Source organism: Lacimonas salitolerans (assembly GCF_042677865.1).
Classification (GTDB): domain Bacteria; phylum Pseudomonadota; class Alphaproteobacteria; order Rhodobacterales; family Rhodobacteraceae; genus Lutimaribacter; species Lutimaribacter salitolerans.
Genome location: NZ_JBHUDD010000058.1, coordinates 40223 through 53220 on the forward strand (window position 1 = coordinate 40223; position 12998 = coordinate 53220).

A 12998-nucleotide genomic window follows, 5' to 3' on the forward strand; every position below is an offset into this window, starting at 1 on the left:
GCCAGGGATGGGGCGGTCTCTGGGTCTTTCCGCGTATCTGGCGCTGGCGGCGCGCAGCGGTGGCGGTGCCTATCATCCGCAGGGCATACGCGGGCCCGGACCTCTGGTCTGGGGTCATGCGGCAAACGTGTCCGAGGCGCGCGCGTTGGTGCGGCTGTTTGAACGGCTGGGCCAGACGCGTGGCGATCTGGCCTTTGTGCTGACCCATGAGGACGATGTGACCCTGTCCACGGATCTGCCGCCGACCTGCAGCACCAGCCCCGTGCCCCCCGAAAGCCGGGATGCGATCGACAGGTTTCTGGATCACTGGCGGCCCGATCTGTGCATCTGGACGCGCGGTCACCTGCGGCCCGGCCTGATCGACGCGGCCAGCCGTCGGGGCATGGCGATGTACCTGGCCAACGCCCACGAGGATGCGTTCGAGTTTCGCCGCCTGCGCTGGTTGCCCGATCTGGTGCGGCGCACGCTGGAAGCTTTTGACATGGTGTTTGTCCGCGATGCCGCCGCGCGCAACCGGTTGCTTCGGCTGGGTGTGCCGCATGAGGCGATCTCGGTGTCCGGCCCCTTGCAGGAGGGCAGCGCCGCGCTGCCCTGCGACGAGGAAACACACGAGGATCTGACCGGCGCGTTTCAAGGCAGGCCGGTGTGGCTGGCCGCCCATGTGCAGCCCGATGAGGTGCCGGTGATCACCGAGGCCCATCGCGCCGCGCTGAGCCTGGCGCATCGGCTCTTGCTGGTCATCGTCCCCGACGATCCGACGCACGAGCCGGGGTTCGCCGCCGCGCTGGATGACGAGGGCTGGCGCGTGGCGCGTTGGTCTCGCGGAGACCGCCCGGTGGAAACCACGCAGGTTCTGCTGGCCGACAGCGCAGAACAGATGGGCCTGTGGTATCGCGCGGCACCGGTCACCTTGATGGCCAGTTCGTTAATGCCCGGTGCGGGGGGGCGCGATCCTTATGCGCCCGCAGCACTTGGGTCCGCGGTGCTGTATGGTCCCAACGTCAGCCGTTACATGGGGGCCTATTCGCGACTGGCGGCGGCGGGGGCGGCGCGTATCGTCAAGGACGCGCCGACGTTGCAGGCGGCGGTCATCCGGCTGACCGCCCCGGATCGCGCCGCGCAGATGGCCCATGCCGCATGGGAGGTGATCTCGGACGGGGCCGAGGCGACGGACAGCCTGTTGGCGCTGGTCGAAGACACGCTGGATCTGCTGGAGGCCGGAATATGATGCGCGCGCCCGGTTTCTGGTTCACACCGCCAGACCGGCCGGCTTTGCCGGCCCGCCTGCTTGCGCCGCTCGGGGCGGTTTACGCGCGGGCCACGGCACGGAGGCTGGCACGGGGCAATTCTGTGCGCTTGGATGTGCCGGTGATCTGCGTGGGCAACATCAACGCGGGCGGCACCGGCAAGACACCCACCGTGATCGCCGTGGTCGAGGCGCTGCGCGATCTGCACCTGGACCCGCATGTGGTGTCGCGCGGCTATGGCGGTACCCTGCAAGGCCCGGTCGAGGTGCAGCCCGCCCGTCACACCGCCCGCCACGTGGGCGACGAGCCTCTGCTGCTGGCCGCCTTTGCCCGCGTCTGGGTGGCACGGGACCGGGCCGAAGGGGCGCGCGCAGCCCAGGCGGCGGGGGCGCAGGTGATCGTGCTGGATGACGGGTTGCAGAACCCGGCGCTGGTACAGGACCTGCGGCTGGTCGTGGTGGATGCGGCCAAGGGTTTTGGCAATGGCCGTTGCCTGCCCGCCGGGCCGCTGCGCGAACCGGTGGCTGCGGGCATGGCGCGGGCTGATCTGCTGTTGTCCATCGGCGACACGGCGGCGCAGGCCGGGTTTGATGCGGTCTGGGGCGATGCGGTGACGGTGCCGCATCTGCGCGGCGCGCTGGAGCCGTTGCAGACGGGTATGGACTGGACCGATACGCCGTTTCTGGCCTTTGCAGGCATTGGCCACCCCGAGAAATTCTTTGCCACGCTGCGCTGGCTGGGGGCCAACTTGGTCCGGGCCGAGGCGCTGGAGGATCATCAGCCGCTCAGCCGCGCCCTGATGACCCGGCTGGAGAACGAGGCGCGTCTGCGCGGCGCGCAACTGGTCACGACCGAAAAGGACGCGGTGCGCCTGCCGCCCGAGTTCCGCACCAAGGTGATCACCCTGCCGGTGCGCCTGCGGATCGCGGATGACGGCGCCTTGCGTGCCGCGTTGCGGGCGCTGGTCTAGCGCGCGAGCATCCGCAGCCCCTGCGTGACATCCGAACGCACGGCCAGCCGCAGACCCGGCTCATCCCCCGCCTTCAGCGCGGCAAGGATCAGCCGGTGATTGTGCGGCGGCTCCTTTTGGCGCAACCGACCATAAAGCGCGCGCATGGTCGGACCCAGCTGCAGCCACACGGTTTCGGCCATGGCCAGCATCGCAGGCGCCTGCGCGCGCAGGTAGAGCGCGCGGTGAAACTCCAGGTTCGTGCGGATATAGCCGACGGCATCCTGCTTCACGACCATCTCGGACACGCTGGCATTGATGATGGCCATCCGTTCGATGAGCGCCATATGCGCGCGCGGCAGGGCGCGGCTGGCCAGTTCCACCTCGATCAGCGACCGCAGGGCGGCCAGTTCCTCGATCCGGTCGGGGCTGAGTTCGGGTGTGGAAACGCGGCCAGAGCTGGACAACGTCAGCGCGCCTTCGGCCACCAGCCTGCGCACCGCCTCGCGCGCGGGGGTCATCGACACGCCGAAGTCCTGCCCGATGCCCCGCAGGGTCAGCGCGTGACCCGGCGCGATCTCGCCATGCATGATGAGCGTGCGCAGCCGACGGTAGACGCGGTCGTGGGCGGCGGGGGTCGGATCGGGGCGGGTGTTCATCAGCATGGCGTATCTGTGATCACAAACCGCGCGCCCGTCAATCGGTGAAGCGATAGCGATGCAGGTTGTGCCCGTTCTCGCGCAGCCAGCCGCGCGCGGTGCGGTGATCGCCATACAGCCGGTGCACCACGGCCCAGAACGCGGCGGAGTGGTTCATCTCGGCCAGATGCGCGACCTCGTGCGCGGCCACATAATCCAGCACGGGTTCGGGGGCCATGACCAGCCGCCAGGAAAACATCAGCCCGGCATCGGCGGTGCATGATCCCCAGCGCGAGCGCGTGTCGCGCAGGGTGATCCGCGCATAGGGTCGTCCAAGGGTGCCGGCATAGCGGTCGGCGGCGGCGGACAACCGGTCGCGCGCGTGGTTCTTCAGAAATCCCTGCACCCGCGCGCCTGTCTGTTCGGCCGGTCCCGGCACCAGCAGCGCGGTGTCGGTGATCTGTACTGCGCGCCCGGGTCCGGGGTTGATCTGCCGCATGTGGCCCAGCACCGGCACTTCGGCCCCGTAACCCACTGCGACAGGCCCTTGCTGATCCGCCAGCGCCCGACGCAGCCACGCGGCCTTGGACCGGGCAAAGGCCAGCGCCTCGGCCTCGGTCACGCCTTTCGGGCAGGTCAGCGTCACGCGACCGTCCAGCCGCGACACGCGCAGCGAGATCCGCCGCGCCTGCGCCGATTTCTTCAGCAAAAGGGCAACCGGGGGGTTGCCGGGAAGAACGTGCTGTCCCATATCGCCTCGGGTTGGGGTGTCGTATCCGCGACATAGCCTTTGACACTTATACAGTGTTATGGCAGGGGACGCGGATCACCGACAAGATCAGATGCAAAGAGGGGTCTCATGGCCAAGGAAGAATGGGGCGTCAAGCGGTTGTGCCCGACGACGGGAAAACGGTTCTATGACCTGAACAAGAACCCGATCGTCAGCCCCTACACGGGCGAAGTGGTCACGATCGACACCGGCAAGCGCAGCATGATCGCAGCGGATGCCGAAGACGCGCAGACCAAGAAGATGAAGGCAAAGGACACCGATTCGGAGTCTGATGTGCTGGACGAAGACGACGTCGAGGTCGAACTGGACGACGATCTTCTGGATGACGACGAAGATGACGACAACGTGTCGCTGGACGAACTGGCCGATGTGGCCGCGGATGACGATACCGAAACCTGACATGCGCAGGGCGGAATTTTCCGCTTGATCCCGCCCGCGCCTTTGCCTAGACAGCGGCGAACAGGCCCAAGGGTCTGCATTGATGGGGCCTTAGCTCAGCTGGGAGAGCGCCTGCATGGCATGCAGGAGGTCAGCGGTTCGATCCCGCTAGGCTCCACCAAACCTACATTTACTCCTTCGACGATCCAGCATCCACGCCAGCCTAGGCAACGTCCCTGGCCGGATAACGTATGCCGCGCGGTTGCCGGAAACAGTCGATATTCGCGCTGCCGAAGCCGCTGCTGATCATGGTCAGCGCCAAGGTGCTGTCGATGTCGCTCTGGCATGTGTAGATGTCCATGCTGGCAAAGCGGCGTCGCGGGAAGGTGTGAATGCTGATATGGCTTTCAGCGATCATCACAAAGGCACTCAGACCGCCAGGGTCCTTGCGATTCTTCGGTCCGACTTCGACGACCACGGTTTCGTGGATGGGGTGCATGCGCAGGGCCGCGATCAGGTCTGTCAGCAGGCGGTCAAGACCGTCGCTGTCGGCCAGACGCGCAGGCTCGGCATCATATATGTCAAGCATCAGGTGAACGCCGAAAGTCTCGGTCGCGATCGGGGCGGTCTGGATGGCGGTCATTCGGGCACGGTCCTTTCGGCAAGACGAGGGAGGTTGGCATCAGTGGGCTGGTCAGGTTCTGTCAGCGGGCGCAGCCGCCGGTGCGATGCGTCATCGGGGGCCACATCAGCGACAGCGGCAAGCGCCGCCGCGGCAGGCCGAACCGGCCGCCACCAATCATACGCGACGTGAAAGACATAGGTGTAGGCCACGTAAAACAGGGTCATGGCGATGTCGATGATCAGCGATTCCCAGAAGCCATGACCACCCACCAGCATGATCACCGGCACTGTGACGATCGTGGTCGACACCTCATGCGATACCGCATGGACCAGTCGCAAGCGCGATGGCCGTTCGCTGGCCACCCGTCCCGAAAGACGCCACTCTGCCGCGTCGAAAAGATGATTGTGGATGGGCGACCATGCCATGACGACAACCGAGGTCGCCGCAACCAACAGCACCGAGGCAACGGCGCTGGCCCCCATGACAAACCCGTAGACCGGTGCCACGAGGGCCAGCCCGCCAAGTTCGAAGGCAAGTGTCTGAAACAGGCGCTCGCGCGCAGAGCGGAGGGTCATCGCGTGCACCTATCTATCGGTCATGCAATGGGAATCAGGGTATCGGGCAAGCGCGCAAACCGATATCACCCGATTGGAGTATGGATCAGGCGTAAGGGGCGATCAGCGCAAGTGCCCGGCGCCAATGCGAGAACAACAACAGCTCGCCCGCATTCTCGATTTCCTCGATCTGCACCCACGGATAGGCCGCGCGCATCTCGGCCAGGGTATCTGGAGGGCAATAGGGATCGTCGCGGCCCTGCAGCGCGTAAACCGGCAGGCGGCCTTCGAGGGCGCGCAGCCGGTCGGCCCAAGGCTCGGCCGCCCTTGCGATCACCTGGCGGGCAAAAGGACCATGCGCATCGACCCCTGGACCCAACGCCACCTCTGAACCTGCCACGAGGGCTTCAAGCGCGGCCTGGTCCGCCAAGGTCGCCATATCTCCGGGGCAATCGCCATAGACTGCGTGCAGAAAATCGTGCTTGCCAAGACGGCGGGCCAGGTGAAATCCGGCCTTGACGAAAAACGGCAACACCCCGGGCGTGAACCGTGCCGCCCCGTTGATGAAGCGGTGCCACTTGTCCATACGCTCGAACTGGGCGCGGGTTTCCAGCGGAAAGGTCGCGGGCACCTGAACCAGCGCGCTGAACCGCTGCGGTGCGGCGGTGATCAGGTGCACCGCATGATAGGTCATCATGCTGGCAAGGATCGGCGCGCGTGTCACGCCTTCGGCGTCTAGCACGCTCAACAGGTCGGCGACGGTGGCCGAGGCATAGTCCGCGCCCCTTGGCAGCGGATCAGAGCCACCGTAGCCGGCATAGATCGGTGTGATCAGGCGCAGACCCAACCGGGCGGCTTCGGCCTCGGCGGGTGCGGGCAGGCGCACAAATCCGTAATCCTGCGAAAGATGCAGCACGGGGCGACCGGTCCTGTCGCCCAGCACCAGATACTCCAGCCCGCGCCCGTCGCATCCCGTGACCCGCGACACCGGGACCAAGGGCAGGTGGGGCGTGGTCGGGGGCGCTTCGGCGCGCGTGCGGGCTTCGGTGTAGACAGCAATGTCGGCCACCGACAGAACGGCGCGGCTCAGTTCGACCTGCGAGCGGGTGTTGGTCTTGCGAAAAACGGCCTGCACCTGCTTGCGCACCGTCTCGGGCGAGGCACCGCGCCGGCGGGCGATCTCCTTGGCAGGCCGGCCTTCGGCCACCAGCCGCGCCACGTCGGCTTCGGCCTCGGTCAGATCGAAGGCCGCGCGCAGGGTCGCGACTGTGCCGGGTTGCCAGACGAAATCCGCAATCACGACCAGCAATCCCGTGGTGGTGTCCGGCAGGGTCTGAGGCCGCAGAAACACCACCATCGGCCGATCAATCCCCGCACCCTCAAGCCGGAAAACACCCGTCGCGGCGGCATCTGCCCGCAGACGCGATTTCAGAACGGACCGCAGATCCTGCGTGCCATGGCCGTGACCAACTGATCCTGGCAGTTCGCTGCCGACGGTCAGACCCAGAAGCGTGGTGGCGGCAGGCGTGGTCGCCCGTATGACAAGCGATGCGTCCAGAACAAATGCGGCGCGCGACCGGAAGAGATCAAGCAGCGCGGCAACAGGCTCTTGGTTTGACCGGTTTTCTGCCTGATCCAGCAGGGTTGCGGCGCGGCGCAGATGCGCCTTCGTGCCGCTGTCGAGATCGGCCAGGGCAACCGCCCGACCCTCCGGCCAGGCAGGCCGGATGACGCTGTCCCACCAGTCGCGCAATCCGACGTAGCTCGTGGGATCGACGGCGATGTCATAGAGGTGGGAAATCAGCAGATCCCGGGCGTCCTGCCGTGCGAGGTTCTGGTCTATCGGCTCTGGTGCGGGCGGATCGGACTTGCTCATCGGTCAAAGGCATCTCGGCAATGCTCATGCTGGCCCGGAATATAGCACGGCACATGTGACGGCACAGTGCAGCCCCCCCGACACAAACCGCAACCGGATGTATTCCGGCGCTGGTCCACCTGTGCTACGCCCGGGTCAAACCCGTATCACAGGAGTCCGCCATGCCCTTTACCCTTGCCACCTGGAACATCAACTCGGTCCGGTTGCGGGCGGGTCTGGTCGAGCGGTTGCTGCGCGACGAGGGGCCGGATGTGCTGTGCCTTCAGGAGTGCAAGTCTCCGGTCGAAAAGATGCCTGATTTCAGCGCCTTGGGCTATCCTTACCGGATTGCGCGGGGGCAGAAGGGGTATAACGGCGTGGCCATCCTGTCACGCCTGCCGATCGAGGATGCGGGCGAGATGGATTTTGCTGCCCTTGGCCATGCCCGCCACGTCGCCGGGCGGCTGGAAAACGGCGTGACCATCCACAACTTCTACGTCCCCGCCGGTGGCGATGTGCCCGACCGCGCGGTGAACGAGAAGTTCGGGCAAAAGCTGGATTACCTGACCGGGATGCGCGACTGGTTTCATGGCGACCGGCCCGGAAAATCCATCCTCGTGGGCGATCTGAACATCGCTCCGCGCGAAGATGATGTGTGGAATCACAAGCAGTTGCTGAAGATCGTCAGCCACACGCCGATCGAGGTGGACCACTTGGCGCAGGCGCAGGAGGCGGGCGGCTGGGTCGACATCACGCGGGCCGATATCCCCGACGGGCCGCTGTATTCCTGGTGGTCCTACCGCGCCAAGGACTGGTCTGCCGCCGACAAGGGCCGCCGTCTGGATCACGTCTGGGCCACCGGAGATATCGCCGCCGCCGGCCACTCCAGCCGCATCCTGCGCGACGCCCGCGGCTGGGAGCAACCCAGCGACCACGCCCCGGTTTTCGCAACGTTTGACTTGTGATTTCGCCGATGCACAGATGATGCACGGGTCATGCACATCCCATGCGCATGGCGCGGGTGGCTGCGCAGAAACGTGTGCGCAAGGTCGCGACGGATTTCGCCAGCGGCGTCAACGGGCAGGCAATGACCGGCATATGTCTGGTATGCGGTTATTATGATTTGAACGAAACGCGGATCACGCTGACGCCTGCGGCGGCGTTTTGGTGGGTTTGCACCCACCCTACGGTTGCGGGTGTCGGCGGTGCGTGGTGGGTTTGCACCCACCCTACGGATGGGTGGGGCGCTCAGCCGAGAGGGCTGTAGGGTGGGTGCCAACCCACCGCACCGCCAAGGTCACACGCGCCGGGATGACGTGTTTGCGGTCTTGCGGCAGGCCTTGGGCGGGCGCTGCCCCTTGCATCCGGCGCGTCCGTGTTCCATCTAGCTTGTGAACAAGCCACAAGGAGCCGAGGGCGATATGTTGGAATTGGGTGGCGCGCAGCCGCAGAGCGATCTGATCAAGGACGTGGGCGAAGAGGCCTTTATGGCCGAGGTGATCGACGGATCGGCCGAGGTGCCGGTGATCGTCGATTTCTGGGCGCCCTGGTGTGGCCCGTGCAAGACGCTGGGCCCGATGCTGGAGGACGCCGTGCGCGCCGCCAAGGGGGCCGTGCGCATGGTCAAGGTCAATGTGGACGAGGCGCAGCGCCTCGCCACCGCGCTGGCGCAGCAGGGGCTGCCGCTGCAATCCATTCCGACGGTCGTGGCGTTTTATCAGGGCCGGCCCGTGGACATGTTCCAGGGCGCGCAGCCGCAATCCGAGATCAAGGCCTTTGTCGAGCGCGTCGTGCAGGCGGCGGGCGGTGACGCCAGCGGCGGGCTGGACGACGCGGTCGCCGCGGCCGAAGAGATGCTGGAGCAGGGCGCGCTGGACGACGCGATGCAGACCTTTGCCGCCATCCTGGGCGAGGACCCGATGCATGCGGTGGCCTATTCGGGGATGGTGCGCTGCCATATCGCCGCCGGTCACTTGGACGAGGCCGAGGCCACGCTGAACGGGGCGCCTGCCGAAATCGCCACCAGCGCCCCCATCGAGGCGGCGCGCGCGCAACTGGAACTGGCGCGGCAGGCTGCGGGGGCAGGGCCGCTGGACGACCTGCGCGCCGCCGTCGAGGCCGCACCCGACGATCATCAGGCGCGGTTCGACTATGCGCAGGCGCTCTATGCCGCGGGCGATGCGCAGGGCGCGGTGGACGAACTGCTGGAGATTTTCCGGCGCGACCGCGAGTGGAATGACGGGGCGGCCAAGACGCAGTTGTTCACGATTTTCGAGGCTCTAAAACCCAATGATCCGGTGGTTCTGAACGGACGTCGAAAACTCAGCTCGATGATATTTGCCTGACCGATCCGGCAGGCTAGGTCTGGGGTATGACAAAACGGTTCGACCTTCCCGACATGATCCCGGTGTTCCCCTTGCCGGGGGCCCTGCTGCTGCCGCGTGCGCGGTTGCCGCTGCATATTTTCGAGCCGCGCTATCTGGCGATGCTGGACGACGCGCTGAAAGTGCCGGACCGGTTGATCGGGATGGTGCAGCCCTCCAAGGGGCGCGGCACGGACAAGGGGCCGGGCCTGTACCAGATCGGTTGTGCGGGCCGGGTGACGCAATTGTCCGAGACCGAGGACGGGCGCTACATGATCACCCTGACCGGAATCTCGCGGTTCCGCGTGGTGGAAGAGATCGAAGGCTTTACCCCCTACCGACGCATCCGGGTCAACTGGCAGGGGTTCGAGCGCGACAAGGGCGGGGATGAGACCGACGAGGGGTTCAACCGCGATGCTCTGATGGACCTGCTGGCGCGGTATTTCGCGGCGCGCAGCCTGAACACCGACTGGGATTCCCTGCGCGAGGCGGATGACGAATTGCTGATCAATTCGCTGTCGATGCTGCTGGATTTCGACCCCGAGGACAAGCAGGCGCTGCTGGAAGCCCCTTGCCTGACCACGCGGCGCGAGACGATGATGGGGCTGCTGGAATACGCCCTGCGCGGTGGCGATGGCGACGAGGTGATGCAATGACCGACGAGGCACAGCCTTTTGACCGCCGCATGCTGGAGGCGCTGATCTGCCCCAAGACCGGCGCGCGGCTGACCTATGACGCCGACCGGCAGGAACTGGTGTCGAAATCCGCGCATCTGGCCTTTCCGATCCGGGACGGCATCCCTGTCATGTTGATCGACGAGGCGCGGCGGCTGGACTGAGCGGCATGCATGGGCGCGAGGACACCCTTTAAACGGCGAGCTTGCTTTTCGGAAAAACGAAAGCTGCCTTGCAGATATGCCCCTAAGCGCAACGTTGATGCCGGGTCAGGGCCAACCCACACGGGTCAATCCGCAAACGACCATGGGCCGGGGTAGGTGCCCGTTGGGATGATGTCGGACACCAGACCGGGACCGGGGTCTGCGATCCAGCGGCAGACCGTGATACCGCCCGGCTCCAGGATCAGCTGTGGATCGTGCCCTGCACGGTGATCGGTCAGAACGGCATGGCAGGTCGCGGGCGCGATCTGGCAGGTCACACGGCCAATCTGGCCGGTCACCGAGCGGTGGACATGACCCGAGATCATGCGCACGGGGGCGGGATGGGCCTCGAGCCGCTTCATCAGCGTCGCGCCGTTGCGCAGGTTGTCGGCATCCATCGCGGGGATGCCGGCGTGCATCCAGGGGTGATGCGTGGCAACAATGGCCGGCTGATCGCCCATCTGCGTCAGCGCTGCGTCGAGAAAGGCCAGCCCCTCTGGCGCCAGGTCGCCGTGATGGGCGCCCTCCAGCAGCGTATCCAGACCGATGACGGAAAACGGGCCGAAATTCCGCACCCAGTGAATCGGTCCGCCGTCCGGCATCCATGGTTCACCTAGAAAGGCCGTGCGCATTGCGTCACGCTGGTCGTGATTTCCGGGCACCGCCAGCCAGGGCAGATCGAGCGCGCCCATTAGCGCCGAGAAATGCGCGTATTCCTCGGGCGTGCCGTGATCGGTAAGGTCGCCCGTGACGATGACGCAATCGACATCGCCAAGCCGGGGGCGTTTTGCATTGATCGTGGCAATGGCCCGTTGCAGGGCCGTTGCCGTGTCGGACTGGCCGCAGACCAAGGCGCCCGGCGCGACGACGTGCGTGTCGGTGATTTGGATGAAGCAGGCCATTCAGGCGTCCACGTCTTCTGGGGGCAGGGTCAGGATGGCCCCCGGCGCAATGGACAGGCGCACGGTCTCGCCCGGTTTCGGCGCGCTCAGCCCGCCGTGCAGAGCAAAAAGCGTGCCGGGGACGACGCCCGACAGGGCAATGCGGTAATGCGTGCCCAGAAAGGTGACAGTCTCGACGCGGGCCGAAATCGGCCCGTCATTGTCGATCCGCACATCCTCGGCGCGGACGAAGGCTTGGTATCCCTCGGCTGCTTTCGGCAGGGCAAGGGTGCCGCCATCAAGATGCAGTCGATCTGCGGTGATGCGTCCCGTCAGCGGCATCGCATCACCGACAAAGCGGGCCACGAACCCGGTGGCCGGATTGCGGTATAGCGCCTCTGGCGTTCCGATCTGGGCCACCTTGCCCTGGCTCATGACAGCCACGCGGTCGGCGATGGCCATGGCCTCGTTCTGATCATGCGTGACGAAGATGACCGTGATGCCGAACTGCCGCAACAGCAGGGCCAGCTCATCGCGCAACTGGTTGCGGAGCGACGCATCCAGCGCCGACAGCGGCTCGTCCAGAAGCAGGACGCGCGGGCGCGGTGCAATGGCGCGGGCAAGCGCCACGCGCTGTCGCTGCCCCCCGGAGAGCGCTCCGATCGACCGGTCGGCATAGGGTTGCAACTGGCACAGCGCGATCACCTCATCCACCCGCGCGGCGATATCGGCCCTGGGCAGCTTCTGCATTTTCAGCCCGTAGCCGATATTGCCGCGCACCGACATGTTGGGAAACAGGGCGTAGGATTGAAACACCATGCCGATCTTGCGACGCTCGACCGGCAGGGCCGTCACATCCTCGCCGTCGAACAGGACGCGCCCGCCCGCATCGGCGGCCTCGAGCCCTGCGACAATCCTGAGCAGGGTGGTCTTGCCACAGCCCGATGGCCCCAGAAGCGAGACAATCTCGCCCTGTTCGATGTCGAGATCGGTGGACAAGAGCGCCCTGGTCCCACCGGGAAAGGTCTTGGCGACGTTGGTCAGCAGCAGTGTCATTGCATAATCCTCTGGGCGCGGGCGCTGGCCCATTGCATGGCCATCAAAAGCGGCACGATCATCAGGAAAAAGACCAGCGTGTAGGCCGAGGCGACTTCGAGCCGCATCGAGGCATAGCTGTCGGCCAGCCCCACGGGCAGGGTTTTCATGAGCGGCGTGTGCAGCATCCAGGTCAGGTTGAATTCCCCGATCGAGAGCGTGACGACGGTCAGCGCACCGGCCAAGATTCCCGGCATCGCATTGGGCACCACGACATCGACAAAGCGTCGCGCCGGGCCAGCCCCCAGCGATGCGGCCCCTTCCTCGAGCGTTTTCAGGTCGATGGCCGCCAGCACCGACAGGACCGACCGCACCATGAAAGGCAATGTGTAAAGAACATGCCCGACGAGGATGAAGCTCCAATGGGTGCGAAAGCCGTGATAGGTGCCGTAGAGTTGCAGCAGTGCCAACGCGATTGCCAGACCGGGGATGGCCAGTGGCAGGGAGATGAATTCTTCGAGGATGCGCGACGCCCGGCCGGGATTGCGCGCCAAGGCATAGGCCGCCGGCACCCCAAGCACGAGCGTCACCACCAGACAGGCCACCGCCAGCCAGATCGACAGAAAGATACTGCCGGAATACAGATCCCAGACTTGGCCCACCCATTTCAGGGTCAGACCCGACGACAGGCCCTGAAAATAGTTTACGGTCACGCCCGCCAGCACCGACAACACGATGGGCACGAACAGGAACGCACAGGCCAGCAAGGTGACGGCAAGCGGGAGGACCTTGGTGAGGGATTTCAT

General features: G+C 65.8%; 15 protein-coding genes and 1 tRNA gene. 8 read left to right on the plus strand and 8 right to left on the minus strand.

Going from position 1 to position 12998, the window contains the following annotated elements:
- The first annotated feature begins 7 nt into the window (after window positions 1–7).
- Together ACFTOW_RS11455 and lpxK are read left to right on the plus strand one after the other, a co-directional pair.
- Window positions 8–1228: a 3-deoxy-D-manno-octulosonic acid transferase gene (locus tag ACFTOW_RS11455; RefSeq protein WP_379915762.1), complete on the plus strand. Its 1221-nt coding sequence runs from the start codon at window positions 8–10 to the stop codon at window positions 1226–1228.
- Window positions 1228–2217: a tetraacyldisaccharide 4'-kinase gene (gene lpxK, locus ACFTOW_RS11460; RefSeq protein ID WP_379915876.1), complete on the plus strand. Its 990-nt coding sequence runs from the start codon at window positions 1228–1230 to the stop codon at window positions 2215–2217. The genes ACFTOW_RS11455 and lpxK overlap by 1 nt, the downstream gene beginning before the upstream one ends.
- On the opposite strand, the gene ACFTOW_RS11465 is transcribed toward lpxK, so the two are convergent.
- Both ACFTOW_RS11465 and ACFTOW_RS11470 read right to left on the minus strand, forming a co-directional pair.
- Entirely contained in the window at window positions 2214–2861 is a 648-nt protein-coding gene (locus ACFTOW_RS11465) for a GntR family transcriptional regulator (RefSeq protein ID WP_379915764.1), read from the minus strand. The genes lpxK and ACFTOW_RS11465 overlap by 4 nt on opposite strands.
- A 31-nt stretch (window positions 2862–2892) precedes the next feature.
- Window positions 2893–3585: a M48 family metallopeptidase gene (locus ACFTOW_RS11470; RefSeq protein ID WP_379915766.1), complete on the minus strand. Its 693-nt coding sequence runs from the start codon at window positions 3583–3585 to the stop codon at window positions 2893–2895.
- A gap of 108 nt (window positions 3586–3693) precedes the next feature.
- Here ACFTOW_RS11470 and ACFTOW_RS11475 point away from each other — a divergent pair, with 108 nt between their 5' ends.
- Both ACFTOW_RS11475 and ACFTOW_RS11480 read left to right on the plus strand, forming a co-directional pair.
- Entirely contained in the window at window positions 3694–4023 is a 330-nt protein-coding gene (locus ACFTOW_RS11475; RefSeq protein ID WP_379915768.1) for a TIGR02300 family protein, read from the plus strand.
- Window positions 4024–4107: 84 nt separating this feature from the next.
- Window positions 4108–4183 (plus strand) — tRNA-Ala (locus ACFTOW_RS11480).
- A gap of 42 nt (window positions 4184–4225) precedes the next feature.
- On the opposite strand, the gene speD is transcribed toward ACFTOW_RS11480, so the two are convergent.
- From speD to ACFTOW_RS11495, 3 genes are all read right to left on the minus strand, one after another.
- Complete coding sequence (speD, locus tag ACFTOW_RS11485; RefSeq protein ID WP_379915770.1) at window positions 4226–4645, minus strand: adenosylmethionine decarboxylase; 420 nt, start codon at window positions 4643–4645, stop codon at window positions 4226–4228.
- A complete protein-coding gene (locus ACFTOW_RS11490; RefSeq protein WP_379915772.1) occupies window positions 4642–5202 on the minus strand; it encodes a PACE efflux transporter in 561 nt (186 codons plus the stop codon). Before ACFTOW_RS11490 ends, speD begins: the two co-directional genes overlap by 4 nt.
- A gap of 85 nt (window positions 5203–5287) precedes the next feature.
- Window positions 5288–7057 (minus strand): bifunctional helix-turn-helix transcriptional regulator/alpha/beta hydrolase, encoded by a 1770-nt coding sequence (locus ACFTOW_RS11495; protein WP_379915774.1) that lies wholly within the window; start codon window positions 7055–7057, stop codon window positions 5288–5290.
- Between the two features lie 161 nt (window positions 7058–7218).
- Between ACFTOW_RS11495 and ACFTOW_RS11500 the strand changes: the two genes are divergently transcribed.
- From ACFTOW_RS11500 to ACFTOW_RS11515, 4 genes are all read left to right on the plus strand, one after another.
- Window positions 7219–8001 (plus strand): exodeoxyribonuclease III, encoded by a 783-nt coding sequence (locus ACFTOW_RS11500; protein WP_379915776.1) that lies wholly within the window; start codon window positions 7219–7221, stop codon window positions 7999–8001.
- A 456-nt stretch (window positions 8002–8457) separates the two neighbouring features.
- Window positions 8458–9381 (plus strand): tetratricopeptide repeat protein, encoded by a 924-nt coding sequence (locus ACFTOW_RS11505; RefSeq protein WP_379915778.1) that lies wholly within the window; start codon window positions 8458–8460, stop codon window positions 9379–9381.
- Between the two features lie 26 nt (window positions 9382–9407).
- The gene (locus ACFTOW_RS11510; protein WP_379915780.1) at window positions 9408–10055 is read left to right on the plus strand and encodes an LON peptidase substrate-binding domain-containing protein; all 648 of its coding nucleotides are present in this window, start codon (window positions 9408–9410) and stop codon (window positions 10053–10055) included.
- A complete protein-coding gene (locus tag ACFTOW_RS11515; RefSeq protein ID WP_379915782.1) occupies window positions 10052–10237 on the plus strand; it encodes a Trm112 family protein in 186 nt (61 codons plus the stop codon). Before ACFTOW_RS11510 ends, ACFTOW_RS11515 begins: the two co-directional genes overlap by 4 nt.
- Before the next feature lie 125 nt (window positions 10238–10362).
- On the opposite strand, the gene ACFTOW_RS11520 is transcribed toward ACFTOW_RS11515, so the two are convergent.
- From ACFTOW_RS11520 to ACFTOW_RS11530, 3 genes are read right to left on the minus strand one after another with little or no spacing between them, the layout of a single operon-like run.
- On the minus strand, window positions 10363–11178 hold the full coding sequence (locus ACFTOW_RS11520; protein WP_379915784.1) for a phosphodiesterase: 816 nt from the start codon (window positions 11176–11178) through the stop codon (window positions 10363–10365).
- Window positions 11179–12213, minus strand: coding sequence for an ABC transporter ATP-binding protein (locus ACFTOW_RS11525; RefSeq protein WP_379915786.1), 1035 nt, complete (start codon window positions 12211–12213; stop codon window positions 11179–11181).
- Complete coding sequence (locus ACFTOW_RS11530; RefSeq protein ID WP_379915788.1) at window positions 12210–12998, minus strand: ABC transporter permease; 789 nt, start codon at window positions 12996–12998, stop codon at window positions 12210–12212. Before ACFTOW_RS11530 ends, ACFTOW_RS11525 begins: the two co-directional genes overlap by 4 nt.

Bases quoted from the DNA above. Each gene is read 5' to 3' on its own strand.
- ACFTOW_RS11470 (WP_379915766.1), bottom strand. From the start codon at position 3,585: ATGGGACAGCACGTTCTTCCCGGCAACCCCCCGGTTGCCCTTTTGCTG.
- ACFTOW_RS11505 (WP_379915778.1), top strand. From the start codon at position 8,458: ATGTTGGAATTGGGTGGCGCGCAGCCGCAGAGCGATCTGATCAAGGAC.
- ACFTOW_RS11530 (WP_379915788.1), bottom strand. From the start codon at position 12,998: ATGAAATCCCTCACCAAGGTCCTCCCGCTTGCCGTCACCTTGCTGGCC.
- ACFTOW_RS11455 (WP_379915762.1), top strand. From the start codon at position 8: ATGGGGCGGTCTCTGGGTCTTTCCGCGTATCTGGCGCTGGCGGCGCGC.
- ACFTOW_RS11475 (WP_379915768.1), top strand. From the start codon at position 3,694: ATGGCCAAGGAAGAATGGGGCGTCAAGCGGTTGTGCCCGACGACGGGA.
- ACFTOW_RS11490 (WP_379915772.1), bottom strand. From the start codon at position 5,202: ATGACCCTCCGCTCTGCGCGCGAGCGCCTGTTTCAGACACTTGCCTTC.
- ACFTOW_RS11525 (WP_379915786.1), bottom strand. From the start codon at position 12,213: ATGACACTGCTGCTGACCAACGTCGCCAAGACCTTTCCCGGTGGGACC.
- ACFTOW_RS11495 (WP_379915774.1), bottom strand. From the start codon at position 7,057: ATGAGCAAGTCCGATCCGCCCGCACCAGAGCCGATAGACCAGAACCTC.
- ACFTOW_RS11465 (WP_379915764.1), bottom strand. From the start codon at position 2,861: ATGCTGATGAACACCCGCCCCGATCCGACCCCCGCCGCCCACGACCGC.
- lpxK (WP_379915876.1), top strand. From the start codon at position 1,228: ATGCGCGCGCCCGGTTTCTGGTTCACACCGCCAGACCGGCCGGCTTTG.
- speD (WP_379915770.1), bottom strand. From the start codon at position 4,645: ATGACCGCCATCCAGACCGCCCCGATCGCGACCGAGACTTTCGGCGTT.
- ACFTOW_RS11500 (WP_379915776.1), top strand. From the start codon at position 7,219: ATGCCCTTTACCCTTGCCACCTGGAACATCAACTCGGTCCGGTTGCGG.
- ACFTOW_RS11515 (WP_379915782.1), top strand. From the start codon at position 10,052: ATGACCGACGAGGCACAGCCTTTTGACCGCCGCATGCTGGAGGCGCTG.
- ACFTOW_RS11520 (WP_379915784.1), bottom strand. From the start codon at position 11,178: ATGGCCTGCTTCATCCAAATCACCGACACGCACGTCGTCGCGCCGGGC.
- ACFTOW_RS11510 (WP_379915780.1), top strand. From the start codon at position 9,408: ATGACAAAACGGTTCGACCTTCCCGACATGATCCCGGTGTTCCCCTTG.